Origin of the sequence: Pseudarthrobacter sp. J1763 (genome assembly GCF_050490295.1) — a bacterium.
Lineage (GTDB): Bacteria > Actinomycetota > Actinomycetes > Actinomycetales > Micrococcaceae > JBNPEO01.
In genome coordinates this window covers 15533-39526 of the sequence record NZ_JBNPEN010000001.1, presented here as the reverse complement: position 1 = coordinate 39526, position 23994 = coordinate 15533, and the positions used below count along the sequence as shown (strand labels likewise).

Genomic DNA, 23994 nt, shown 5'->3' with positions numbered 1-23994 from the left:
TACTAGGCACCTGCCTTCTGGTTCTGGAGTGCGCGCACCAGAGCAGCAGGAGCAACCTCATCCAGCGGCAAGCCACGGCGGGCTGCCACGGAAGCGGGCTCTTCGAGCTGCTTCAGAGCGTCAACAGTCGCGTGAACGATGTTGATTGCGTTGGAAGAACCGAGCGACTTGGAGAGGATGTCGTGGATACCCACGCACTCCAATACCGCACGGACCGGACCACCAGCGATAACACCGGTACCGGCGGAAGCCGGACGCAGCATTACAACACCTGCGGCAGCTTCACCCTGCACACGGTGCGGGATGGTGCTACCAACGCGAGGAACGCGGAAGAAGGACTTCTTAGCCTCTTCAACGCCCTTTGCGATAGCAGCCGGAACTTCCTTAGCCTTGCCGTAGCCAACGCCGACCATACCGTTACCGTCACCAACGACGACGAGAGCGGTGAAGCTAAAGCGACGACCACCCTTGACGACCTTGGCAACGCGGTTGATGGTTACAACGCGCTCTACGAACTGGCTCTTCTCGGCATCGCGACCACCATCGCGGCCACCACGGCCACCACGGTCGTTGCGGCCCTGACCACGCTCGCCGCGCTCACCACGCTTGCCGCCGCGGCGGTCATCGGTGGTGGTTGCTGCGTCAGTGGTCTCAGTTGCAACAGCTGCTGCAGCTTCAGTCACCTGAGTTTCCTTTTCGTTGTTCGCTTCGGTCACAGTGCCAGACCACCTTCACGTGCGCCATCTGCGACGGCGGCGATACGGCCGTGGTACTTGTTACCACCGCGGTCGAAGACAACAGCCTCGATGCCAGCAGCCTTGGCGCGCTCTGCAACGAGCTCGCCTACGCGCTTAGCCTTGGCAGTCTTGTCTCCATCGAATGCACGAAGATCTGCTTCCAAAGTGGAGGCGGAAGCCACGGTCAGGCCCTTGCTGTCATCGACAACCTGGACGAATACGTGACGTGCAGAGCGGTTTACCACCAAACGGGGGCGTACCGCAGTACCTACAACGCGCTTGCGAATGCGGAGCTGGCGACGGTTACGAGCCGCAGCCTTGCTCTTGTTGGCAGTGCGCTTCTTATTGATGCTGATGGCCATGGTTACTTACCAGCCTTTCCGACCTTGCGGCGGATAACTTCGCCGGCGTAACGGATGCCCTTACCCTTGTACGGGTCCGGCTTGCGCAGCTTGCGGATGTTAGCAGCGACCTCGCCGACCTGCTGCTTGTTGATTCCTGCAACGGAGAGCTTCGTGGGGCCCTCTACTGCGAAGGAGATACCATCCGGAGCAGTGATGCTTACCGGGTGGCTGAAACCAAGAGCGAACTCAAGGTCTGCACCCTTGGCCTGTACGCGGTAACCGGTACCAACGATTTCGAGCTTCTTCTCGTAACCGTTAGTAACGCCCTCGATCATGTTAGAGATCAGGGTGCGTGTCAGACCGTGGAGCGAGCGAGATTCGCGCTCGTCATTCGGGCGGGTAACCGTCAGGGTTCCATCTTCCAAGGTGACCTCGATCGGGCTGGCCACAGTGTGACTCAGCTCGCCCTTAGTACCCTTGACGGAGACGACGGAACCGTCGACCTTGACTTCTACGCCGGCCGGAACGGTGATGGGGAGACGTCCAATACGTGACATTATTCTCTTCCTTTCCCGTTACCAGACGTACGCGAGGACTTCGCCGCCCACGCCCTTCTTGCCAGCCTGCTTGTCAGTCAAGAGGCCGGAAGAGGTGGACAGGATTGCGATACCCAAGCCACCGAGCACGTGAGGCAAGTTGGTGGACTTTGCGTATACACGCAGGCCCGGCTTGGAAATACGGCGGACGCCAGCAATGGAACGCTCGCGGTTCGGACCAAACTTCAGCTCGAGGGTCAGCTTCTTGCCAACCTCTGCTTCTTCTTCCTTCCAGGAGGCAATGTAGCCCTCAGCCTTCAGGATGTCGGCAACGCGTGCCTTCAGTTTGGAGTACGGCATGGACACGGAGTCGTGGTACGCCGAGTTTGCATTGCGCAGACGCGTAAGCATGTCTGCGACAGGATCTGTCATAGTCATTTTGGGCTATAGCCCTTCCTCGTACTGGTTTCCTCGACGTGGCACAAAGCCTCGGCGAAGGACCTGTTACGTAGTTAGATTAGTCTTCGGCCTTGAACGGGAAGCCAAGCGCCTTAAGCAGTGCGCGGCCTTCGTCGTCGGTCTTTGCGGTGGTCACTACCGTGATGTCCATACCGCGAGTGCGGTCGATGGAATCCTGGTCGATCTCGTGGAACATAACCTGCTCGGTCAGACCGAAGGTGTAGTTACCGTTACCATCGAACTGCTTGCCGTTGAGGCCGCGGAAGTCACGGATACGCGGCAGTGCCAGCGTTACCAGACGGTCCACGAATTCCCACATACGGTCTCCACGCATGGTTGCGTGTGCACCGATGGGCATGCCTTCGCGCAGCTTGAACTGTGCGATCGACTTACGAGCCTTAGTGACCTGCGGCTTCTGGCCGGTGATCAGGGTGAGATCGCGGACAGCGCCGTCGATCAGCTTGGAGTCCTTGGCGGCATCTCCAACACCCATGTTCACAACAACCTTGACCAAACGCGGAACCTGGTTCACGTTGGCGTAGCTGAATTCGTCCTGCAGCGACTTTTTGATGGTGTCTGCGTACTTGGTCTTCAGGCGAGGAACAATCTTGCCTGCTGGAGTCTCGAGAGTCTCAGTCATCAGATGTCCTTCCCGGAGCTCTTGGATACGCGGACGCGAACTTCGCGCTTTACGCCATTGCGCTCTACCGTCTCAACGCGGAAGCCAACGCGAGTGGGCTTCTTGGTGGACGGGTCAACGAGTGCAACGTTGGAAACGTGGATCGGGGCTTCGACGATCTCGATGCCACCGGTCTTGGTGCCGCGGTCCGACTGGCCAGCCTTGGTGTGCTTGGTGATGCGGTTAATGCCTTCAACCAACACACGGTTGGTCTCGGGGATTACGCGCAGAACCTTGCCCTGCTTGCCACGGTCGCCGCCGCGTTCCTGCTTTGCGCCGGTGATGACCTGAACGAGGTCACCCTTTTTAATTTTCGCCATGAGTTACAGCACCTCCGGGGCCAGAGAAACGATCTTCATGAACTTCTTGTCACGAAGTTCGCGGCCAACCGGTCCGAAGATACGGGTACCACGAGGGTCACCGTCTGCCTTCAAGATCACAGCTGCGTTCTCGTCAAACTTGATGTAGGAACCATCCACACGGCGGCGTTCCTTTTTGGTACGAACGATGACAGCCTTTACGACGTCACCCTTCTTGACGTTACCGCCCGGGATTGCATCCTTGACGGTTGCGACGATTACGTCGCCAATGCCTGCGTAGCGACGGCCAGATCCACCGAGAACGCGAATGGTAAGGATTTCCTTAGCACCCGTGTTGTCGGCGACCTTGAGTCGCGACTCCTGCTGAATCAATTTTTACTCCTTGCGTCGCGCTGGTTCTCAGACCGAAATCATGCTTACGGAATGAGCCTTGCGGAACGGTTGATCGGGGTGTCTCTTGACCTGCCTGGATTTTGCCAGCACAGGACTAAACGCTCGTTCCAGAAACATCTGAGTCCACGGCCGAAACCTGCCCTGGGGTGGTCTGGTCTGGCACAGTATGCACTGGCACGATTGTTTACGAGGAATGCATAACGCACGATTCGCGCCATACAAACTCAATATCCTAGCATGTTTACGCCTTCAGCCCTACTCGAGCCAATACCACAGGCAACGCAAGAACCCCCACACCCTAAGGGGCATGGGGGTTCTTTTAGCACAGTTGAGAGTGCCTCGAACTAGGTAGGGTATTGAACCTTACTTAGCCTTCTCGAGGATCTCGACCAGGCGCCAACGCTTGGTAGCGGAGAGCGGGCGGGTCTCGGCGAGGAGTACGAGGTCGCCGATGCCGGCCACGTTCTCTTCGTCGTGTGCCTTGATCTTGGAAGTACGGCGAATAACCTTGCCGTACAGAGCGTGCTTCACACGGTCTTCGACCTCAACAACGACGGTCTTATCCATCTTGTCGGAGACGACGTAGCCGCGCTTCGTCTTACGGTCACCGCGATCCTGAGCGGAAACAGTTTCCGTCACGTTCTTGTCCTTTTCAGTCACTTGGAGTCCTCCTTGGTCTCTGCCTTGTCAGCCTTGTCGGCCTTCTTGGCATCAGCCTTCTTGGACTTCTTTTCTTCCTTGGCCTCTACGGCTACGGGAGCAACCTCGGCACGAATGCCCAGCTCGCGCTCACGCAGAACGGTGTAGATGCGTGCGATGTCCTTTTTGACAGCGCGCAAACGACCGTGGTTCTCCAGCTGACCGGTGGCGGACTGGAAACGCAGGTTGAACAGCTCTTCCTTAGCCTTACCGAGTTCTTCAACGAGGCGCTCGTTGTCGAAACCGTCCAGCTGTGCGGATGCAAGTTCCTTGGATCCTACTGACATTTCTACTCACCACCTTCGCGACGCAAAATGCGTGCCTTCAACGGGAGCTTGTGGATCGCCAGGCGCAGGGCCTCGCGGGCTACCGATTCTTCGACGCCGGAGATCTCAAAGAGAACCCGTCCCGGCTTGACGTTTGCGACCCACCACTCCGGAGAACCCTTACCGGAACCCATGCGGGTTTCGGCCGGCTTCTTCGTCAACGGGCGGTCCGGATAAATGTTGATCCAGACCTTACCGCCACGCTTGATGTGGCGGGTCATCGCGATACGAGCAGACTCGATCTGACGGTTGGTGACGTATGCCGGGCTCAATGCCTGGATACCCCATTCACCGAAGGAGACCTTCGTGCCGCCCGTAGCAGCGCCGGAACGACCCGGGTGGTGCTGCTTACGGTGCTTGACTCGACGTGGGATAAGCATTTAAGCCTGTCCTCCTTCTACAGCCTGAGCCGGTGCGGCTACAGCTGCCTCAGCTGCCGGTGCTTCTGCAGCTGCGGGAGCTGCGTCTGCTGCCGGACGGTCGTTACGACGACGGCGGTCACCTGCCGGGCGGCCCGGACGGTCACCGGCGCCACGGCCGCGGGACGGAGCTGCAGCTTGCTGCTGAGCCAGTTCCTTGGAGGTGACGTCGCCCTTGTAGATCCAAACCTTCACGCCGATACGGCCGAAGGTGGTCTTGGCCTCGTAGAAGCCGTAGTCGATGTTCGCACGCAGGGTGTGCAGCGGCACACGGCCTTCGCGGTAGAACTCCGAGCGAGACATTTCGGCGCCACCGAGACGGCCCGAGCAAGCGATACGGATACCCTTGGCACCAGCACGCTGAGCGGACTGCATTGCCTTCTTCATTGCGCGGCGGAAAGCCACACGTGAAGTCAGCTGCTCTGCAACGCCCTGAGCAACAAGCTGAGCTTCCATCTCGGGGTTCTTGACCTCGAGGATGTTCAGCTGAACCTGCTTGCCCGTGAGCTTCTCGAGCTCGCCGCGGATGCGGTCTGCTTCGGCTCCACGACGACCGATAACGATACCCGGACGTGCAGTGTGGATATCCACACGAACACGATCGCGAGTGCGCTCGATCTCTACGCGGGCGATACCGGCGCGCTCCATGCCCGTGGACATAAGCTGACGGATCTTGATGTCTTCGCGAACGAAGTCCTTGTAACGCTGGCCCGGCTTGGTGCTGTCAGCAAACCAGTGCGAAACGTGGTCAGTGGTGATGCCGAGTCGGAACCCGTGCGGGTTTACTTTCTGTCCCACTTAGCGAGCCTCCTCTTTCTCAGGGGTAGCGACAACCACAGTGATGTGGCTGGTGCGCTTCTTGATCTGAAATGCGCGACCCTGAGCACGCGGCTGGAACCGCTTCATGGTCGGGCCCTCATCAACAAAGGCCTCGCTGATGAAGAGGTCGCCCTCGTCGAATGCGACACCGTCTTTGTCCGCAAGAACGCGGGCGTTGGCGATGGCCGACTGAACTACCTTGAAAACCGGCTCCGAAGCTGCCTGGGGGGCAAACTTCAGAATTGCCAGAGCCTCATTCGCTTGCTTACCACGAACAAGGTTGACGACGCGCCGGGCCTTCATAGGCGTTACGCGGATATGACGCGCAATTGCCTTGGCTTCCATTGCTTTCCTTCTCTCGTCTAAGACGTAAGTGCAGGCGCCTAGCGGCGCTTGCCCTTACGGTCGTCCTTAACATGGCCGCGGAATGTCCGCGTGGGAGCGAATTCGCCGAGCTTGTGCCCGACCATCGACTCGGTGACAAACACCGGAATGTGCTTGCGTCCATCGTGTACGGCGATCGTGTGCCCGAGCATGTCGGGGATGATCATCGAACGGCGGGACCAGGTCTTGATGACATTCTTGGTGCCCTTTTCGTTTTCCCTGGCTACCTTCACAAAGAGGTGCTGGTCAACGAAAGGACCTTTTTTCAGGCTGCGTGGCATGTGTCCAGGCTCCTATCGCTTGTTCTTGCCAGTACGGCGGCGACGAACAATAAGTTTGTCGCTCTCTTTGTTCGGGCGGCGGGTGCGGCCCTCGCGCTTACCGTTCGGGTTGACCGGGTGACGTCCACCGGAAGTCTTACCCTCACCACCACCATGCGGGTGGTCAACCGGGTTCATAGCTACACCACGGACTGTCGGGCGAACGCCCTTCCAGCGCATGCGGCCAGCCTTACCCCAGTTGATGTTGGACTGCTCGGCGTTGCCCACCTCGCCGACGGTTGCGCGGCAGCGCACGTCAACGTTGCGGATTTCACCGGAGGGCAGACGCAACTGAGCGAAGCGACCTTCCTTGGCTACCAGCTGTACCGAAGCACCAGCAGAGCGAGCCATCTTGGCACCGCCACCGGGACGCAGTTCAACTGCGTGGATGGTGGTACCAACCGGGATGTTGCGCAAAGGCAGGTTGTTGCCAGGCTTGATATCAGCGTTGGCACCTGCTTCTACGAAGTCGCCCTGGTTGAGCTTGTTAGGAGCGATGATGTAACGCTTGGTGCCATCAACGTAGTGCAGGAGCGCGATGCGAGCCGTGCGGTTCGGATCGTACTCGATTTCGGCAACGCGGGCGTTGACGCCGTCCTTGTCGTGGCGACGGAAGTCGATCAGACGGTACTGACGCTTGTGTCCACCACCCTTGTGACGGGTCGTGATCTTACCGGTGTTGTTACGTCCACCCTTTTTGGGCAACGGACGGACCAACGACTTTTCCGGAGTCGACCGCGTGATTTCTGTGAAGTCGGCTACGCTCGAGCCACGACGGCCCGGGGTAGTCGGCTTGTACTTACGGATTCCCATAATTTATTTCCTCGTTAAAGTGGTCTCCGCTACGAGAGCGGACCGCCGAAGATGTCGATTGTGCCTTCTTTGAGGGAGACAATGGCACGCTTGGTACCCTTGCGCTGACCCCAGCCGAATTTGGTGCGCTTGCGCTTACCGGCACGGTTGATGGTGTTGATCGATTCGACCTTGACAGAGAAAATCTTCTCTACGGCCAGCTTGATCTCGGCTTTGTTCGAGCGAGGGTCCACCAAGAAGGTGTACTTTCCCTCGTCGATCAGGCCGTAGCTCTTCTCCGAAACCACGGGCGCCAATACGACGTCGCGCGGGTCCTTGATGGTGGCTGCGCTCACTTGGCATCCTCCTCGTTCTTGCTGTCCTTCTGAGCAACGAATGCTTCGTAGGCAGCCTGGGTGAAGATCACGTCGTCGGCGACGAGCACGTCGTAGGTGTTCAACTGATCTACGTAGAGAACGTGAACACTCTCGAGGTTGCGCACAGACAGTGCTGCAACATCGTTGGCGCGGTCGATAACAACGAGCAGGTTCTTACGCTCGGATACGGAGCGCAGCGTGATCTGTGCTTCCTTGGTGGACGGCGCGGAGCCATTTACCAAGTCTGCAACCACGTGGATGCGGCCGTTACGTGCGCGGTCAGAGAGAGCGCCACGCAGTGCGGCAGCCTTCATCTTCTTGGGGGTCCGCTGGCTGTAGTCACGCGGGGTCGGGCCGTGGACAATGCCACCACCGGTCATGTGAGGAGCGCGGATCGAGCCTTGACGAGCGCGACCTGTACCCTTCTGCTTGAACGGCTTACGGCCTGCACCGGAAACTTCAGCGCGGGTCTTGGTCTTGTGAGTACCCTGGCGAGCAGCAGCGAGCTGTGCAACGACAACCTGGTGCAACAACGGCACGTTGGTCTGTACGTCGAAGATCTCTGCAGGCAGGTCTACCTTGACTGTGTTTGCCATTGAACTAGGCTCCCTTCACGGCGGTGCGTACGAATACGACCTGGCCGCGGGCACCGGGGACGGCACCCTTAATCAGGAGCAGCGACTTCTCAGCGTCAACAGCGTGAACCGTGAGGTTCAGCGTGGTGTGACGGACGGCGCCCATGCGACCGGCCATTTTCATACCCTTGAAGACGCGGCTCGGGGTGGATGCGCCACCGATGGAACCGGGCTTACGGTGGTTCTTGTGAGCACCGTGGGAAGCGCCAACACCGTGGAAGCCGTGACGCTTCATAACACCGGCAAAGCCCTTACCCTTGGAGGTTCCGACGACGTCGATCTTCTGGCCGGCTTCGAAGAGCTCTACGGAGAGCTCCTGACCCAGTTCGTAGGTGTCAGCGTCTGCGGTGCGCATTTCAACAACGTGACGGCGAGGCGTAACGCCAGCCTTCTCGAAGTGGCCGGCAAGCGGCTTGGTGACCTTGCGCGGGTCGATCTGGCCGTAGCCGATCTGTACGGCGACGTATCCGTCTACCTCTGCATTGCGCAGCTGGGTAACGACGTTTGAGTCAGCCTGGACGACAGTTACTGGGATGAGCTTGTTGTTCTCGTCCCAGACCTGGGTCATGCCGAGCTTCGTGCCCAACAGGCCCTTTACATTACGGGTTGCGGTCATAGTCTCTCAGCACCTCCCTAAAGCTTGATTTCGATGTTCACGTCAGCCGGCAGGTCGAGACGCATGAGCGAATCTACAGCCTTAGGCGTGGGGTCAATGATGTCGATCAGACGCTTGTGAGTACGCATTTCGAAGTGCTCGCGGCTGTCTTTGTACTTGTGGGGAGAACGAATTACACAGTAAACGTTCTTCTCGGTCGGAAGCGGCACTGGGCCAACAACCGTTGCGCCTGCGCGCGTGACCGTCTCAACGATCTTCCGTGCTGAAACATCAATGACCTCGTGGTCATATGACTTCAGCCGGATGCGGATTTTTTGTCCCGCCATGTCGCCTGACTCGCTTTCAGTAAGTGCGGCTCTAGGTATTAGGGCTGCTCTGTTCACTTTCCTGTTGCATGTGGCTGCCGAAGCATTCGAAGTCGTAACTACCACCCATCGCACAGGCTGAATCCGAATTTAATCCGGGTTCCTCAACCTGCCGAAGCAACCGACCCCCGCGGTCGGGCGTGTCGCGGTTTCTAGGACAAAAAAGTCACAGACCTGCGCCACATTCCATGGGGGTGGGTTATGTTTGGGCTTCAACCTGGACCCTGACACTCGGCATTATCCGAATCGGGACACGAAGAAGCGCTTGAACAACTCATCCAGTATTGCTGATTTTCGCCAAGATAGCGAATCCAGCTCCGCTCCCCCACTTTGCACCAGGGATTAATCCACTCGCCGGCTGGACGCGATAATTTGGGGCTGCACTCAAGGTGCCGTCCCCTCGTCGACCTTTGGAAGACTACTCCCCGCGCTTGTTGGCGCGGTTTATCCGCTTGGCGCGGTCAATCTCCGAGGCAAAATTGCGCTTGATGTAAAAGTATCCACCAACGGCAACTACAACAACAACCAGAAAAATCAAGAATCCCATGCCCTGAAGGCTACCAGTCAGGTGATGAACTCCACACCACAAGCCAGACCGCAGACGCAGAAAAGCCCCAGTCCTCACACTCGAAAGTGTGTGGACCGGGGCCCTGCGGCACCGGCGAGTACCAGGTACTCAGTGGGCCAATCTCAAGTAATAATTACTTGATGATCTTGGTAACACGTCCCGAACCAACGGTGCGGCCACCTTCACGGATAGCAAAGCCGAGGCCCTCTTCCATGGCGATCGGCTGAATCAGCTCGACAGTCATTTCGGTGTTGTCGCCAGGCATAACCATTTCCGTGCCCTCAGGCAAGGTGATAACACCGGTAACGTCAGTCGTACGGAAGTAGAACTGCGGGCGGTAGTTGGAGTAGAACGGGTTGTGACGTCCGCCTTCGTCCTTGGAGAGGATGTAGACGTTGCCTTCGAAGTCGGTGTGCGGGGTGATGGAACCCGGCTTTACAACAACCTGGCCACGCTCTACGTCGTCGCGCTTCAGACCGCGAAGCAGCAGACCACAGTTCTCGCCAGCCCAAGCTTCGTCGAGCTGCTTGTGGAACATTTCGATACCGGTAACGGTGGTCTTCTGAACCGGACGGATACCAACGATTTCAACCTCAGAGTTGATCGCGAGGGTACCGCGCTCGGCGCGACCCGTTACAACGGTTCCACGACCGGTGATGGTGAAGACGTCTTCGATCGGCATCAAGAACGGCTTGTCACGGTCACGTACGGGGTCCGGAACGGACTCGTCAACAGCAGCCATGAGGTCCTGAACAGACTTAACCCAAACCGGGTCGCCTTCCAGAGCCTTCAAACCGGAAACGCGAACAACCGGAGCCTCATCGCCATCGAAGCCCTGCGAGCTCAAGAGCTCACGAACTTCCATTTCAACGAGATCCAAGAGCTCTTCGTCGTCAACCATGTCGGACTTGTTCAGTGCGACGAGCAGGTAGGGAACACCAACCTGGCGGGCCAACAGAACGTGCTCGCGGGTCTGAGCCATCGGGCCGTCGGTAGCAGCAACCACGAGGATTGCGCCGTCCATCTGAGCAGCACCGGTGATCATGTTCTTGATGTAGTCAGCGTGACCGGGGGCGTCTACGTGTGCGTAGTGGCGCTTCTCGGTCTGGTACTCCACGTGGGAGATGTTGATCGTAATACCGCGCTGGCGCTCTTCAGGAGCAGAGTCAATCGACGCGAAGTCGCGCTGCTCGTTGAGATCCGGGTACTGGTCGTACAGCACCTTGGAAATGGCTGCCGTCAACGTGGTCTTTCCATGGTCAACGTGACCGATGGTGCCGATGTTAACGTGCGGCTTAGTCCGCTCGAACTTTGCCTTTGCCACAGGTTCCTCCTAGAACGTTTTCAAAAGACTTACTTGCCGGCCGCGCTTCTCGCGGCAGAAACTCTAGCAAGTCTACTTGGGGGCTTGGGGTTTGATGAAATTGCAGATTCGGGAATTAATTCTAATCCCTAGAGCCTGTTTGCGCAGATGGCCGGAGTCCGGCTAGCTTCGTCCGGCCATCTGCACTGACTATGGGTCTGTTGCCAGACCAATAGCCAAGTTTTTGTGGAACTTAGTCCTAGGACTACTCTCCGCGGTTCTTCTGGATGATCTCGTCAGCAAATGCCTTCGGGACCTCAGCGTAGCTGTGGAACGTCATGGAGTACACGGCGCGGCCCTGGGTCTTGGAGCGCAAGTCACCGATGTATCCGAACATACCGGAGAGCGGGACGTGCGCACGGATGACCTTTACACCCTGTGCATCTTCCATGGACTGCATCTGGCCACGGCGAGAGTTGATGTCACCAATAACTTCACCCATGTATTCCTCAGGGGTGCGGACTTCAACATCCATCATCGGTTCAAGCAAGATCGGGTTAGCCTTGCGTGCAGCTTCCTTGAAAGCCATACGGCCGGCGATCTTGAACGCCATTTCCGAAGAGTCAACGTCGTGGTAGGCGCCATCGAGCAGGATTGCCTTGATACCAACAACCGGGTAACCGGCCAAGACACCATCGTTGAGTGCATCCTGGATACCAGCGTCAACGGAGGGGATGTATTCGCGAGGAATACGGCCACCGGTGACCTTGTTCTCGAACTCGTACAGTTCTCCATCGGAAGTATCCAACGGTTCGATCGCAATCTGGATCTTTGCGAACTGACCCGAACCACCAGTCTGCTTCTTGTGCGTGTAGTCGTGACGCGCAACAGGGTTCTTGATGGTTTCACGGTAGGCAACCTGAGGCTTACCAACGTTGGCTTCAACCTTGAATTCGCGGCGCATGCGGTCCACAAGGATATCCAAGTGGAGCTCGCCCATGCCGGCGATGATGGTCTGGCCGGTGTCTTCGTCAAGGTTGACCTGGAAGGTCGGGTCCTCGGCGGAGAGCTTCTGGATAGCGGTGGAGAGCTTCTCCTGGTCACCCTTGGTGTTGGGTTCGATCGCAACGGAGATCACGGGAGCCGGGAAGCTCATGGATTCCAAAACGATCTGGTCGTTAGAGTCGCACAAGGTATCACCGGTGGTGGTGTCCTTGAGGCCGATAGCTGCGTAGATGTGGCCAGCGGTAGCGCCCTCAACAGGCATTTCCTTGTTGGCGTGCATCTGGAACAGCTTACCGATGCGCTCTTTCTTGCCCTTGGTGGAGTTGACCACCTGTGCACCAGCTTCAACGTGACCGGAGTACACGCGGATGAAGGTGAGCTGACCGAAGAACGGGTGAGCCGCAATCTTGAACGCGAGAGCCGAGAACGGCTCCTCGGAGGAAGGCTTACGGGTCAATTCCTTCTCTTCGTCGCGAGGATCGTGACCGATCATCGGGGGGACGTCGAGCGGGTTCGGCAAGTAGTCAATGACAGCGTCAAGCATCGGCTGAACGCCGCGGTTCTTGAACGCAGAACCACAGAAGACCGGGTAGAGCTCGGAAGCGATGGTCATCTTGCGGATGCCAGCCTTGAGTTCCTCAACGGTGATTTCTTCACCTTCGAGGTACTTCTCCATGAGCTCTTCGGAGGACTCAGCAACGGTCTCTACGAGAGCTGCACGGTACTCCTCTGCCTTTTCCTTGAGGTCAGCGGGGATCTCCTGAACCTCGTACTTGGCGCCCATAGTGACGTCACCCTTAGCGTCACCAGGCCATACCAAGGCACGCATTTCGAGCAGGTCAACAACGCCAATGAAGTCGTTCTCAGCACCGATCGGGAGCTGCATAACCAAAGGCTTTGCACCGAGGCGGTTAATGATGGTGTCTACGGTGAAGTAGAAGTCAGCACCGAGCTTGTCCATCTTGTTGACGAAGCAGATGCGCGGAACATCGTACTTGTCAGCCTGACGCCACACGGTCTCCGACTGAGGCTCAACGCCCTCTTTACCGTCGAATACAGCAACAGCACCATCGAGGACGCGCAAGGAGCGCTCAACCTCAACGGTGAAGTCAACGTGACCGGGGGTGTCGATGATGTTGATCTGGTTCTGGTTCCAGAAGCAAGTCACGGCGGCAGACGTGATGGTGATGCCGCGTTCCTTTTCCTGTTCCATCCAGTCGGTCGTCGAAGCGCCGTCGTGCGTTTCGCCGATCTTGTGGTTCACACCTGTGTAGAACAAGATGCGCTCGGTGGTAGTGGTCTTGCCAGCATCAATGTGGGCCATGATGCCGATATTGCGGACCTTATTAAGGTCGGTAAGCACGTCCTGTGCCACAGTGTTTCCCTTTCGGATGGACAACACGTTCGCCGCTGGCCAAGTAGACCAGCGGCGAACGCTGCAGTGTTACCAGCGGTAGTGTGCGAAGGCTTTGTTCGACTCGGCCATCTTGTGGGTGTCTTCGCGACGCTTTACAGCAGCGCCAAGACCGTTAGAGGCGTCGAGGATCTCGTTGCGGAGACGCTCGGTCATAGTCTTCTCGCGGCGAGCCTTGGAGTAACCAACCAGCCAGCGCAGAGCCAGCGCAGTGGCGCGACCCGGCTTGACCTCAACCGGAACCTGGTAGGTGGCGCCACCAACACGGCGGGACTTCACCTCGAGGCTCGGCTTGATGTTTTCCATGGCCTTCTTGAGGGCTGCAACGGGGTCGCCGCCGCTCTTCTCACGAGCACCTTCGAGTGCGCCGTAAACAATGCGCTCTGCGGTGGACTTCTTGCCGTCTACGAGCACCTTGTTGATCAGCTGAGTGACCAAAGGGGAACCGTATACGGGATCTACAACAAGCGGCCGCTTAGGGGCCGGACCCTTGCGAGGCATATTACTTCTTCTCCATCTTTGCGCCGTAGCGGCTGCGAGCCTGCTTGCGGTTCTTTACACCCTGGGTATCCAGTGCGCCACGAACGATCTTGTAGCGAACACCGGGAAGGTCCTTAACACGACCACCGCGAACGAGCACGATGGAGTGCTCCTGGAGGTTGTGACCAACACCGGGGATGTAGGCGGTTACTTCTACGCCACCGTTAAGGCGCACACGTGCAACCTTACGCAGAGCCGAGTTCGGCTTCTTCGGGGTGGTGGTGTATACGCGGGTGCAAACACCGCGACGCATCGGGCTGCCCTTCAGGGCGGGAGCCTTGGTCTTGGAGACCTTAGGCGAGCGGCCCTTGCGGACCAGCTGCTGAATCGTAGGCACTTTCGTGTTCTCCGTTTTGTCTGGAACGGCCGTTCCCGGCCGTTCACTTGTTGCTTTGCCCCGCCGCCTGAGCCTAAAGATGAATCTCTTAGCAGTCGAGGCGAAGCACTTAATAGTCGGATCGCATGATCGGGGAAGATCCACTGCCAACGCCGGTCAAAGACCTACCATCGGCATCCCGGGATCAAACAGCTCCTAGGCATGCAAAAATGTGGCATTCGTTGCACAAGGACCCTGCAACCCGGAATTCATCCACTGCCACACTAACAATTAGTCACTAGCCTACCATGCGCGGGGCCAGACGCCCAATGGAGCCGGCACAGGTTGATATCCCCCAGTCAGCCAGCCAGCCACGCTCCAACCGCTAACCCGCATTCAACCTTCAACTCTCCCTACAACCGTTAACGCGCGACGGCGGTCACTCACCTAAGGTGAGTGACCGCCGTCGTGATTGAACTACTGATGTGAACTAGGCGTGAATCTTAGTTAGAGAATCCTGCGCCGAGGTCGTAGTCGTCCAAAGGAATGGCGTGGAACTCAGGAGCTCCGTCACCACCCAAGGTGTCGTAGGAGAAGTCGCTGAATGCGCTGGGGCCGGTGAACAGATTGGCCTTTGCTTCTTCAGTGGGCTCCACGGTGACGTCGGTGTAGCGCGGGAGACCCGTGCCGGCCGGGATCAACTTACCAATGATCACGTTCTCCTTTAGACCCAAGAGCGGATCGCTCTTGCCTTCCATAGCCGCCTGCGTCAGAACGCGGGTGGTTTCCTGGAAGGAGGCTGCGGAGAGCCACGACTCGGTAGCCAACGATGCCTTGGTGATACCCATCAGTTCAGGACGACCTGCAGCAGGCGTCTTGCCCTCGGATACAACACGACGGTTCTCGTCTTCGAAGCGTCCACGCTCTGCGAGCTCGCCCGGAAGCAAGTTCGAGTCGCCGGACTCAATGACGGTAACGCGACGCAGCATCTGGCGGACGATAACCTCGACGTGCTTGTCGTGGATACCAATACCCTGGCTCAAGTACACACCCTGCACTTCGTCCACAAGGAACTTCTGTGCAGCACGCGGACCCATAATGCGCAGAACCTGCTTGGGGTCAACCGGACCCTGGATCAGCTTCTGGCCCACCGTGACGTTCTGGCCATCTTCGATGAGAAGGCGTGAACGGCGCAGTACCGGGTAAGCAATTTCCTCGGAACCATCGTCCGGGGTAATCACCAAGCGCATCTGACGCTCGGACTCTTCAATGGTGATGCGGCCGGCCGCTTCAGCGATCGGTGCAACACCCTTCGGGGTACGGGCTTCGAAGAGCTCCTGGATACGGGGCAGACCCTGAGTAATGTCATCTCCACCACCGGCAGAAACAGCACCACCAGTGTGGAAGGTACGCATGGTCAGCTGAGTACCGGGCTCACCGATGGACTGCGCGGCGATAATACCAACGGCCTCGCCGATGTCTACGGTCTTACCCGTAGCCAAGGAGCGGCCGTAGCACAGTGCACAGGTTCCAACGCTGGACTCACAGGTCAGCACGGAGCGAACCTTGATCTCAGTGATGCCTGCAGCGAAGAGCTCAGCAATAACAACGTCACCGCAGTCAGTTCCGGCAGCAGCCAAAACGTTGCCCTTAGCGTCAAGAACATCAACGGCCAAGGTACGGGCGTAAGCGCTGTTCTCAACGTTCTCGCCCAGAACCAGCTCGCCGTTAGCGTCAGCAACAGCGATCGGGGTCATCAGACCACGCTCGGTGCCACAGTCTTCTTCACGAACAATAACGTCCTGAGAAACGTCCACCAGACGGCGAGTCAAGTAACCCGAGTTGGCGGTACGCAGAGCGGTATCAGCAAGACCCTTACGAGCACCGTGAGTAGCGATGAAGTACTCGAGAACGGACAAGCCTTCGCGGTAGGAAGACTTGATCGGACGCGGGATGATCTCACCCTTAGGGTTAGCCACAAGACCACGAATACCGGCAATCTGGCGAACCTGCATCCAGTTACCACGTGCACCAGAGGACACCATGCGGTTAATCGTGTTCATCGGAGAGAGCGAATCGCGCATGGCCTGTGCGATCTCGTTCGTAGCCGAGTTCCAGATCTCGATGAGTTCCTGGCGACGCTCGTCGTCGTCAATCAAGCCCTTGTCGTACTGGCCCTGAATCTTGGCGGCCTTAGTCTCGTAACCGGCCAGGATGGCCGGCTTGGACTTCGGAACCTCAATGTCAGAGATTGCCACGGTGACACCCGAACGGGTGGCCCAGTGGAAACCAGCATCCTTCAAGTTATCCAGCGTTGCTGCGGTAACTACCTTCGGGTAACGCTCTGCGAGATCGTTAACAATCCGGGAAAGTTCGCCCTTGTCAGCAACAGCTTCAACCCACGGGTAGTCCTCGGGCAAGGTGTCGTTGAAGATCACCTGTCCCAGCGAAGTCTGAACGAGAACCGGAGTACCGGGCTCCCAGCCTTCCGGAGCTTCCCAACCTGCGTAAGGCACAAAGCCTTCAAGGCGGATCTTGACCTGCGAGTTCAAGTGGAGCTCGCGGGAATCGTAGGCCATGATGGCTTCCGAAACCGAGGAGAAGATACGGCCTTCGCCAGCAGAACCAACACGCTTGGTGGTCAAGTGGTAGAGACCGATGATCATATCCTGCGAAGGCAAGGTCACCGGGCGGCCATCAGAAGGCTTCAAGATGTTGTTCGAGGACAGCATCAAGATACGAGCCTCAGCCTGAGCTTCGGGGCTCAGCGGCAAGTGAACTGCCATCTGGTCACCATCGAAGTCAGCGTTGAATGCGCCACAAACCAGCGGGTGAAGCTGGATTGCCTTACCTTCAACAAGCTGCGGTTCGAACGCCTGGATACCCAAACGGTGCAGGGTAGGTGCACGGTTGAGCAGTACCGGGTGCTCGGTGATGATCTCTTCGAGAACATCCCAAACCTGCGGGCGGTAACGCTCCACCATACGCTTAGCGCTCTTGATGTTCTGAGCGTGGTTGAGATCAACCAAGCGCTTCATAACGAACGGCTTGAAGAGCTCAAGTGCCATCTGCTTAGGCAGACCACACTGGTGCAGCTTCAACTGCGGGCCAACAACAATAACCGAACGGCCAGAGTAGTCAACGCGCTTACCCAAAAGGTTCTGACGGAAACGGCCTTGCTTACCCTTGAGCATGTCGCTCAGGGACTTCAACGGGCGGTTACCCGGGCCAGTTACCGGACGTCCACGACGACCGTTGTCGAAGAGGCTGTCAACAGCTTCCTGCAGCATGCGCTTCTCGTTGTTAACGATGATCTCGGGTGCACCAAGATCAAGCAGACGCTTCAAACGGTTGTTGCGGTTGATCACACGACGGTAGAGGTCGTTGAGGTCAGAGGTCGCAAAGCGGCCACCGTCCAACTGCACCATCGGGCGCAATTCCGGCGGGATCACCGGAACAGCGTCAAGAACCATACCCAGAGGGCTGTTGTTCGTGGTCAAGAAGGCGTTGACAACCTTCAAACGCTTCAGGGCGCGGGTTTTACGCTGGCCCTTACCGTTGGCGATGATGTCGCGCAGGAGCTCAGCTTCTGCTGCCATGTCAAAGTTCTCAAGACGCTTCTTGATAGCTTCGGCACCCATGGAGCCTTCGAAGTAGAGTCCGTAGCGGTCGCGCAGCTCGCGGTACAGCCCCTCGTCACCTTCAAGGTCAGCAACCTTGAGGTTCTTGAAACGGTCCCAAACCTGCTCGAGACGCTCGATCTCAGCATCGGCACGCTTACGGACGTTCGCCATCTGGCGGTCAGCCGAGTCGCGGGCCTTCTTCTTGTCGGCAGCCTTAGCACCTTCACCTTCAAGGCGAGCAAGCTCGTCCTCGAGGTCACGGGCGATCGTGGCAATGTCAGAGTCGCGGTTGTCGATGAGCTGCTTCTTCTCAACGTCATGCTCAACCTGGAGGTTAGGCAGTTCGTTGTGACGAGCTTCTTCGTCCACGCTGGTGATCATGTAAGCAGCGAAGTAAATGACCTTTTCGAGGTCCTTCGGTGCCAAGTCAAGGAGGTAGCCCAAACGGGAAGGAACACCCTTGAAGTACCAAATGTGGGTTACCGGAGCGGCAAGCTCAATGTGGCCCATGCGTTCGCGGCGAACCTTTGCGCGGGTGACTTCAACGCCACAACGCTCGCAAATGATTCCCTTAAAGCGCACGCGCTTGTACTTACCGCAGTAGCACTCCCAGTCGCGGGACGGGCCAAAGATCTTCTCACAGAAGAGGCCGTCCTTCTCAGGCTTGAGCGTGCGGTAGTTAATGGTTTCCGGCTTCTTAACCTCGCCGTAAGACCAACCACGGATGTCATCCGCAGTGGCGAGGCCAATCTGCATGAGGCCGAAGGAGGATTCGCTGGACATATGGTCCCTGTTCTCTCTTGTTCTCTAAATTCTTCAAGTCTGTGGTTACGGTAAAGAGGTGGACGACGGCGGGTTCCCACCCGCCGTCGTCGCGGTATTAAACCTCTTCTACGGAGCTGGGCTCTGCGCGAGACAGATCAATACCCAGTTCCTCCGCAGCCGTGAAGACTGCGTCATCAGAGTCACGCATCTCAATCGTGGTGCCATCGGTGGAAAGTACTTCCACGTTCAAGCACAGCGACTGCATTTCCTTGATGAGGACCTTGAACGATTCCGGAACACCAGGCTCCGGGATGTTCTCGCCCTTGACGATGGCTTCGTAGACCTTAACGCGGCCGTGGATGTCATCCGACTTGATCGTCAACAGTTCCTGGAGCGTGTAAGCGGCGCCATATGCTTCGAGCGCCCAAACTTCCATTTCACCGAAGCGCTGGCCACCGAACTGTGCCTTACCACCCAGCGGCTGCTGCGTGATCATGGAGTACGGGCCAGTGGAGCGTGCGTGGATCTTGTCATCCACCAAGTGGTGGAGTTTCAGGATGTACATGTAGCCAACGGAGATCGGGTCCGGGAACGGCTCGCCGGAGCGGCCGTCGAACAGACGAGTCTTTCCGGAGGAGTCGATCAGACGCTCGCCATCGCGGGTGACGTTGGTGGAATCCAGCAAGCCGGAGATTTCCTCTTCACGCGCACCATCGAACACCGGAGTAGCAACGGTGGTCTGGCCGGTTTCACGAGGCAAGTTCGGGAGGTTCTTGACCCACTCCGGCTCGCCTTCGATCTTCCAACCGGTCTTAGCAACCCAACCGAGGTGGGTTTCCAAAACCTGACCGACGTTCATACGTCCCGGAACACCCAAGGGGTTCAGAACGATGTCAACCGGGGTTCCATCAGCAAGGAAGGGCATGTCTTCGATCGGAAGGATCTTGGAAATAACACCCTTGTTACCGTGACGGCCAGCAAGCTTGTCACCATCGGTGATCTTGCGCTTAGCAGCAACGTAAACGCGAACCAGCTGGTTCACGCCCGGGGGCAACTCGTCATCAGCGTCGCGGTCGAAGACGCGAACACCAATAACAGTTCCGGACTCACCGTGGGGCACCTTGAGGGAAGTGTCGCGAACTTCGCGAGACTTCTCACCGAAGATGGCACGCAGCAAACGCTCTTCCGGAGTCAGTTCGGTTTCACCCTTAGGTGTGACCTTTCCAACCAGAATGTCGCCAGCTTCAACTTCAGCACCGATGTGGATGATGCCGCGCTCGTCCAATCCGCCGAGGACTTCCTCGGAAACGTTCGGGATGTCGCGAGTGATTTCCTCGGCACCAAGCTTGGTGTCGCGGGCGTCGATCTCGTGCTCTTCGATGTGAATCGAAGAGAGAACGTCCTCAGCAACAATGCGCTGAGAAAGGATGATGGCGTCCTCGAAGTTGTGACCTTCCCAAGACATAAATGCCACGAGCAGGTTCTTACCAAGAGCCAATTCACCCTGGTCCGTTGCAGGACCGTCAGCGATGATGCCGCCAACTTCCAGACGCTGGCCTTCGTTGACCAAAACGCGGTGGTTGTAGCAGTTGCCCTGGTTAGAGCGGGAGAACTTGTCGATGCGGTAGTTAGTCTCGGTACCGTCGTCGTTCAGCATGACCACGAGGTCAGCGGAAACTTCGCTAACCACACCGGCCTTCTTAGCGATAACAACGTCACCGGCGTCTACTGCAGCTGCACGTTCCATACCGGTACCCACAAATGGGGCCTCGGAGCGAACCAACGGCACAGCCTGACGCTGCATGTTGGCACCCATCAGTGCACGGTTAGCATCGTCATGCTCGAGGAACGGAATCAAAGCCGTTGCAACGGACACCATCTGGCGCGGCGAAACGTCCATGTACTCAACGTCTGCAGCCGGGATAAGCACAGGCTCACCCGAACCGCCACGTTCACGCACAAGAACCATGTCTTCAGCGAAGTGGTTGTCCTCGGTCAAAGGTGCGTTTGCCTGAGCAATAACGACCTCAACCTCATCATCGGCGGTGAGGTAATCGACGTCGTCAGTTACCTTGCCGTTGATGACCTTGCGGTACGGAGTCTCAATGAAACCGAAGGGGTTAATACGTCCGTAGGAAGCCAAAGAACCAATCAGACCAATGTTCGGGCCTTCAGGAGTTTCGATGGGGCACATACGTCCGTAGTGGGACGGGTGAACGTCTCGAACTTCCATGCCTGCACGGTCGCGGGACAAACCACCCGGGCCCAATGCTGACAAACGACGCTTGTGGGTCAGACCCGAAAGCGGGTTGTTCTGGTCCATAAACTGCGAGAGCTGGGAAGTTCCGAAGAACTCCTTGATCGCAGCAACAACCGGGCGGATGTTGATCAGGGTCTGCGGCGTGATGGCCTCAACGTCCTGAGTGGTCATACGCTCACGAACAACGCGCTCCATACGGGACAAACCGGTACGGACCTGGTTTTCGATCAATTCACCAACGGCGCGAATACGGCGGTTACCGAAGTGGTCGATGTCATCGATCTCAACGCGCAAATCAACTTCTTGACCTTCGCGGTTGCCCTTGAGAGTCTTCTCGCCGGCGTGCAAAGCAACAAGGAACTTGATCATTGCCACGATGTCTTCGATGTGCAATACAGAAGCATCCGGGTCGCCGAGCGGCTTGTCGATGCCGAGCTTGCGGTTGATCTTGTAACGGCCAACCTTGGCAAGGTCGTAGCGCTTGGCGTTGAAGTACAAGTTGTCCAACAAAGCCTGAGCGGCGTCAACGGTGGGCGGCTCTCCCGGGCGCAGCTTGCGGTAGATATCCAAGAGCGCGTCTTCGCGCGTCTCAGTGGCATCCTTCTCAAGCGTGGCGCGCATGGAATCGTACTGGCCGAATTCTTCGAGGATCTGGCCTTCGGTCCAACCAAGTGCCTTGAGCAAAACAGTCACAGACTGCTTGCGCTTGCGGTCCAAACGGACGCCGACCTGATCGCGCTTGTCGATTTCGAGCTCGAACCAAGCACCACGGGACGGGATGATCTTCGCAGTGAAGATGTCCTTGTCGCTGGTCTTGTCAGCTGTGCGCTCGAAGTAAGCACCCGGCGAGCGAACCAGCTGGGAAACGACAACACGCTCGGTGCCGTTCACCACAAAGGTGCCCTTTTCAGTCATCAGCGGGAAATCGCCCATGAACACGGTCTGCTGCTTGATTTCGCCCGTGTTGTTATTCATGAACTCGGCCTTGACGTACAGCGGGGCCGAGTAGGTGGCGTCGCGGTCTTTGCACTCAGCCATGGTGTACTTCGGGTCAGCGAACTCCGGCTCCGAGAAGCTCAAGGACATGGTGCCCTGGAAATCCTCGATCGGGGAGATCTCTTCGAAGATATCCGAGAGGCCAGAAGTGGTAGCGACTGAGTCGTCCCCAACTTCTACGGCCTTTGCAACCTTTGCCTGCCAGCGTTCGTTCCCAACGAGCCAGTCGAAACTGTCCGTCTGCAGGGCAAGGAGGTTCGGAACATCCAACGGTTCGTGAATCTTCGCGAATGAGAGCCGGCGAGTCGCACCATCGGTGGTGCCGGCGTTGTTAGCGGTTTGGTTATTAGAGGTGCTCGAGGCGACCAAGAGGGATCCTTCCACAGACCTTCAGGCTTGTTCAGCTCTCCCCCGCATGGCACCTGGTGGTGCTACCTGACCGGTTCCGCTATATGACCCGGTGCTGGCGACAACCGCTACGGGACGATCCGTGTGAATCGCACCGCTTAAACGGCAATAGCACAGCTAGCCCACCGCTATATGAAGGCTGAAGGTATTGAGGGAAGACGCAAATATCAACGATACGGCATCTTCAGGCGCGTGTCTACCCCAGAATTGCTCTGGAGGCAACTATGCTGAATGGCTAGTCAAATGGCTATTCAGCCGCCAGACCCCTCGGCAAAGCGCACTAGCGAAGTTCACCACCGGGATGTCATTTAGCTCACACCGTTCCGGGCGGTAATCTGGCCATATACGGATCAAGAACGGAAGAGCTACATCACATGAGCACCGCTGAAAACAACAACGACGTTGTCATCGTTTCCGCCGCGCGCACCCCGCTGGGCAGGCTCAATGGACAACTCGCACCTTTTACCGCAGTCGAACTCGGAGCACATGCTATCCGTGCAGCCTTGAAAAACTCCCGCGTTGACGTTGCGGACGTAGACACCGTCATTATGGGCCACGTCCTTCAGGCTGGCACAGGTCAAAACCCCGCCCGCCAGAGCGCCATTGCCGCCGGAATCGGCTGGGATGTCCCGGCACTGACCATCAACAAAGTTTGCCTCTCCGGGCTCACTGCCGTGATCGACGCGGCGAGATTAATCCGCAGCGGCGAGGCCGCCGTCGTGGTTGCCGGTGGCCAAGAGTCCATGACCCGCGCACCGCACTTGCTGCCTGGCTCCCGCCAAGGCTGGACGTACGGCTCCATTGAGGCCTTGGACGTTGCTGCCCATGACGGCCTCACCGACGCCTTCGACGGTCAGTCCATGGGGCTGTCCACCGAGACTAACAACGGCTCACTGGGCATCAGCCGCATTGCTCAGGATGAAGTTGCCGCGGCCTCCCACCAGCGCGCGGCGGCCGCGCAGGCCGATGGCGTATTCACCGCCGAGATCGCACCGATAACAGTGCCTCAGCGCAAGGGCGAACCGCTAGTGCTCGACGCCGATGAGGGTGTGCGCCCACAGACCACTGTTGATTCGCTCGCTCCCCTGCGCCCGGCTTTTGCCGCCGATGGAACGATTACCGCCGGTAACTCCTCGCCGCTTTCTGATGGCGCTGCCGCGTTGGTCTTGACCTCGCGGGCGTACGCTCAAGACCACGGGCTCGAATACTTGGCAGTGCTTGGTGATCCGGGTCAGGTTGCGGGCCCGGATAACTCTTTGCACTCACAGCCTGCAAATGCGATTTCCAGTGCGTTGAAGAAGGCTGGCTGGAGCATAGATGATCTGGACTTTGTTGAGATCAACGAAGCCTTTGGTGCGGTAGCTGTCCAGTCACTCAAGGACCTCGACTACCCGCTGGAAAAGTGCAACATTCACGGTGGCGCCATTGCCATCGGCCACCCACTTGGCGCTTCAGGCGCCCGGCTGGCCGTGCACGCAGCATTCGAACTCAAGCGACGTGGAGGCGGTAAAGCTGCTGTGGCGCTGTGTGGCGGTGGCGGTCAGGGCGAAGCGCTCCTGCTCTTCCGCGACTAAGT

Annotated in this window: 26 protein-coding genes; 1 reads left to right on the top strand and 25 read right to left on the bottom strand. The window is 57.8% G+C overall.

Going from position 1 to position 23994, the window contains the following annotated elements:
- Positions 1 to 2: 2 nt before the first annotated feature.
- From rpsE to rpoB, 25 genes are all read right to left on the bottom strand, one after another.
- Positions 3 to 683 carry a 30S ribosomal protein S5 gene (rpsE, locus tag ACQQCD_RS00215; RefSeq protein ID WP_430266381.1) on the bottom strand — a complete coding sequence of 227 codons (681 nt, stop codon included), beginning with the start codon at positions 681 to 683 and terminating at the stop codon, positions 3 to 5.
- A 29-nt stretch (positions 684 to 712) separates the two neighbouring features.
- Complete coding sequence (gene rplR / locus ACQQCD_RS00210; RefSeq protein ID WP_430266380.1) at positions 713 to 1099, bottom strand: 50S ribosomal protein L18; 387 nt, start codon at positions 1097 to 1099, stop codon at positions 713 to 715.
- 2 nt (positions 1100 to 1101) lie between these two features.
- On the bottom strand, positions 1102 to 1638 hold the full coding sequence (gene rplF / locus ACQQCD_RS00205; RefSeq protein ID WP_430266379.1) for a 50S ribosomal protein L6: 537 nt from the start codon (positions 1636 to 1638) through the stop codon (positions 1102 to 1104).
- 18 nt (positions 1639 to 1656) lie between these two features.
- Entirely contained in the window at positions 1657 to 2055 is a 399-nt protein-coding gene (rpsH, locus tag ACQQCD_RS00200) for a 30S ribosomal protein S8 (RefSeq protein WP_430266378.1), read from the bottom strand.
- 79 nt (positions 2056 to 2134) lie between these two features.
- Positions 2135 to 2716, bottom strand: a complete 582-nt coding sequence (rplE, locus tag ACQQCD_RS00195) for a 50S ribosomal protein L5 (protein ID WP_430266377.1) — start codon at positions 2714 to 2716, stop codon at positions 2135 to 2137.
- The gene (gene rplX / locus ACQQCD_RS00190) at positions 2716 to 3075 is read right to left on the bottom strand and encodes a 50S ribosomal protein L24 (protein ID WP_430266376.1); all 360 of its coding nucleotides are present in this window, start codon (positions 3073 to 3075) and stop codon (positions 2716 to 2718) included. The genes rplE and rplX overlap by 1 nt, the downstream gene beginning before the upstream one ends.
- A 3-nt stretch (positions 3076 to 3078) precedes the next feature.
- Complete coding sequence (gene rplN, locus ACQQCD_RS00185) at positions 3079 to 3447, bottom strand: 50S ribosomal protein L14 (RefSeq protein ID WP_056626628.1); 369 nt, start codon at positions 3445 to 3447, stop codon at positions 3079 to 3081.
- 384 nt (positions 3448 to 3831) lie between these two features.
- Positions 3832 to 4128, bottom strand: coding sequence for a 30S ribosomal protein S17 (rpsQ, locus tag ACQQCD_RS00180; RefSeq protein ID WP_430266375.1), 297 nt, complete (start codon positions 4126 to 4128; stop codon positions 3832 to 3834).
- Positions 4125 to 4454, bottom strand: coding sequence for a 50S ribosomal protein L29 (rpmC, locus tag ACQQCD_RS00175; RefSeq protein ID WP_430266374.1), 330 nt, complete (start codon positions 4452 to 4454; stop codon positions 4125 to 4127). The genes rpsQ and rpmC overlap by 4 nt, the downstream gene beginning before the upstream one ends.
- Before the next feature lie 2 nt (positions 4455 to 4456).
- Positions 4457 to 4873 (bottom strand): 50S ribosomal protein L16, encoded by a 417-nt coding sequence (gene rplP / locus ACQQCD_RS00170; RefSeq protein WP_430266373.1) that lies wholly within the window; start codon positions 4871 to 4873, stop codon positions 4457 to 4459.
- A complete protein-coding gene (gene rpsC, locus ACQQCD_RS00165; protein WP_430266372.1) occupies positions 4874 to 5710 on the bottom strand; it encodes a 30S ribosomal protein S3 in 837 nt (278 codons plus the stop codon).
- Positions 5711 to 6076, bottom strand: a complete 366-nt coding sequence (gene rplV / locus ACQQCD_RS00160; protein WP_430266371.1) for a 50S ribosomal protein L22 — start codon at positions 6074 to 6076, stop codon at positions 5711 to 5713. It abuts the gene before it with no gap.
- A 38-nt stretch (positions 6077 to 6114) separates the two neighbouring features.
- On the bottom strand, positions 6115 to 6396 hold the full coding sequence (rpsS, locus tag ACQQCD_RS00155; protein WP_003803803.1) for a 30S ribosomal protein S19: 282 nt from the start codon (positions 6394 to 6396) through the stop codon (positions 6115 to 6117).
- A 12-nt stretch (positions 6397 to 6408) separates the two neighbouring features.
- Positions 6409 to 7248 carry a 50S ribosomal protein L2 gene (gene rplB / locus ACQQCD_RS00150; RefSeq protein WP_430266370.1) on the bottom strand — a complete coding sequence of 280 codons (840 nt, stop codon included), beginning with the start codon at positions 7246 to 7248 and terminating at the stop codon, positions 6409 to 6411.
- A 29-nt stretch (positions 7249 to 7277) separates the two neighbouring features.
- On the bottom strand, positions 7278 to 7583 hold the full coding sequence (gene rplW / locus ACQQCD_RS00145) for a 50S ribosomal protein L23 (protein WP_430266369.1): 306 nt from the start codon (positions 7581 to 7583) through the stop codon (positions 7278 to 7280).
- A complete protein-coding gene (gene rplD, locus ACQQCD_RS00140) occupies positions 7580 to 8200 on the bottom strand; it encodes a 50S ribosomal protein L4 (protein ID WP_430266368.1) in 621 nt (206 codons plus the stop codon). The genes rplW and rplD overlap by 4 nt, the downstream gene beginning before the upstream one ends.
- 4 nt (positions 8201 to 8204) lie before the next feature.
- Positions 8205 to 8855: a 50S ribosomal protein L3 gene (gene rplC, locus ACQQCD_RS00135; RefSeq protein ID WP_430266367.1), complete on the bottom strand. Its 651-nt coding sequence runs from the start codon at positions 8853 to 8855 to the stop codon at positions 8205 to 8207.
- Between the two features lie 17 nt (positions 8856 to 8872).
- Positions 8873 to 9181: a 30S ribosomal protein S10 gene (gene rpsJ, locus ACQQCD_RS00130; RefSeq protein ID WP_003803825.1), complete on the bottom strand. Its 309-nt coding sequence runs from the start codon at positions 9179 to 9181 to the stop codon at positions 8873 to 8875.
- 457 nt (positions 9182 to 9638) lie between these two features.
- Complete coding sequence (locus ACQQCD_RS00125; RefSeq protein WP_430266366.1) at positions 9639 to 9767, bottom strand: hypothetical protein; 129 nt, start codon at positions 9765 to 9767, stop codon at positions 9639 to 9641.
- Between the two features lie 154 nt (positions 9768 to 9921).
- Positions 9922 to 11112 carry an elongation factor Tu gene (tuf, locus tag ACQQCD_RS00120; protein ID WP_430266365.1) on the bottom strand — a complete coding sequence of 397 codons (1191 nt, stop codon included), beginning with the start codon at positions 11110 to 11112 and terminating at the stop codon, positions 9922 to 9924.
- Positions 11113 to 11356: 244 nt separating this feature from the next.
- Complete coding sequence (fusA, locus tag ACQQCD_RS00115) at positions 11357 to 13471, bottom strand: elongation factor G (protein ID WP_430266364.1); 2115 nt, start codon at positions 13469 to 13471, stop codon at positions 11357 to 11359.
- Between the two features lie 69 nt (positions 13472 to 13540).
- Entirely contained in the window at positions 13541 to 14011 is a 471-nt protein-coding gene (gene rpsG / locus ACQQCD_RS00110) for a 30S ribosomal protein S7 (RefSeq protein ID WP_427015310.1), read from the bottom strand.
- 1 nt (position 14012) lies between these two features.
- Positions 14013 to 14387: a 30S ribosomal protein S12 gene (rpsL, locus tag ACQQCD_RS00105; RefSeq protein WP_055239341.1), complete on the bottom strand. Its 375-nt coding sequence runs from the start codon at positions 14385 to 14387 to the stop codon at positions 14013 to 14015.
- A 482-nt stretch (positions 14388 to 14869) separates the two neighbouring features.
- Entirely contained in the window at positions 14870 to 18772 is a 3903-nt protein-coding gene (locus tag ACQQCD_RS00100; RefSeq protein WP_430266363.1) for a DNA-directed RNA polymerase subunit beta', read from the bottom strand.
- A 97-nt stretch (positions 18773 to 18869) separates the two neighbouring features.
- Entirely contained in the window at positions 18870 to 22379 is a 3510-nt protein-coding gene (gene rpoB, locus ACQQCD_RS00095) for a DNA-directed RNA polymerase subunit beta (RefSeq protein WP_430266717.1), read from the bottom strand.
- 413 nt (positions 22380 to 22792) lie between these two features.
- On the opposite strand from rpoB, the gene ACQQCD_RS00090 reads away from it, so the two are divergent.
- On the top strand, positions 22793 to 23992 hold the full coding sequence (locus ACQQCD_RS00090) for an acetyl-CoA C-acetyltransferase (RefSeq protein ID WP_430266362.1): 1200 nt from the start codon (positions 22793 to 22795) through the stop codon (positions 23990 to 23992).
- Positions 23993 to 23994: the final 2 nt, after the last annotated feature.

Excerpts from the sequence above, each read along its gene's own strand:
- rplR (WP_430266380.1), bottom strand. The coding sequence starts at position 1,099 with ATGGCCATCAGCATCAATAAGAAGCGCACTGCCAACAAGAGCAAGGCT.
- rplF (WP_430266379.1), bottom strand. The coding sequence starts at position 1,638 with ATGTCACGTATTGGACGTCTCCCCATCACCGTTCCGGCCGGCGTAGAA.
- rpsH (WP_430266378.1), bottom strand. The coding sequence starts at position 2,055 with ATGACTATGACAGATCCTGTCGCAGACATGCTTACGCGTCTGCGCAAT.
- rplE (WP_430266377.1), bottom strand. The coding sequence starts at position 2,716 with ATGACTGAGACTCTCGAGACTCCAGCAGGCAAGATTGTTCCTCGCCTG.
- rplX (WP_430266376.1), bottom strand. The coding sequence starts at position 3,075 with ATGGCGAAAATTAAAAAGGGTGACCTCGTTCAGGTCATCACCGGCGCA.
- rpmC (WP_430266374.1), bottom strand. The coding sequence starts at position 4,454 with ATGTCAGTAGGATCCAAGGAACTTGCATCCGCACAGCTGGACGGTTTC.
- rplP (WP_430266373.1), bottom strand. The coding sequence starts at position 4,873 with ATGCTTATCCCACGTCGAGTCAAGCACCGTAAGCAGCACCACCCGGGT.
- rplV (WP_430266371.1), bottom strand. The coding sequence starts at position 6,076 with ATGGAAGCCAAGGCAATTGCGCGTCATATCCGCGTAACGCCTATGAAG.
- rpsS (WP_003803803.1), bottom strand. The coding sequence starts at position 6,396 with ATGCCACGCAGCCTGAAAAAAGGTCCTTTCGTTGACCAGCACCTCTTT.
- rplB (WP_430266370.1), bottom strand. The coding sequence starts at position 7,248 with ATGGGAATCCGTAAGTACAAGCCGACTACCCCGGGCCGTCGTGGCTCG.
- rplD (WP_430266368.1), bottom strand. The coding sequence starts at position 8,200 with ATGGCAAACACAGTCAAGGTAGACCTGCCTGCAGAGATCTTCGACGTA.
- rplC (WP_430266367.1), bottom strand. The coding sequence starts at position 8,855 with ATGACCGCAACCCGTAATGTAAAGGGCCTGTTGGGCACGAAGCTCGGC.
- rpsJ (WP_003803825.1), bottom strand. The coding sequence starts at position 9,181 with ATGGCGGGACAAAAAATCCGCATCCGGCTGAAGTCATATGACCACGAG.
- ACQQCD_RS00125 (WP_430266366.1), bottom strand. The coding sequence starts at position 9,767 with ATGGGATTCTTGATTTTTCTGGTTGTTGTTGTAGTTGCCGTTGGTGGA.
- rpsG (WP_427015310.1), bottom strand. The coding sequence starts at position 14,011 with ATGCCTCGCAAGGGTCCGGCCCCTAAGCGGCCGCTTGTTGTAGATCCC.
- ACQQCD_RS00100 (WP_430266363.1), bottom strand. The coding sequence starts at position 18,772 with ATGTCCAGCGAATCCTCCTTCGGCCTCATGCAGATTGGCCTCGCCACT.
- ACQQCD_RS00090 (WP_430266362.1), top strand. The coding sequence starts at position 22,793 with ATGAGCACCGCTGAAAACAACAACGACGTTGTCATCGTTTCCGCCGCG.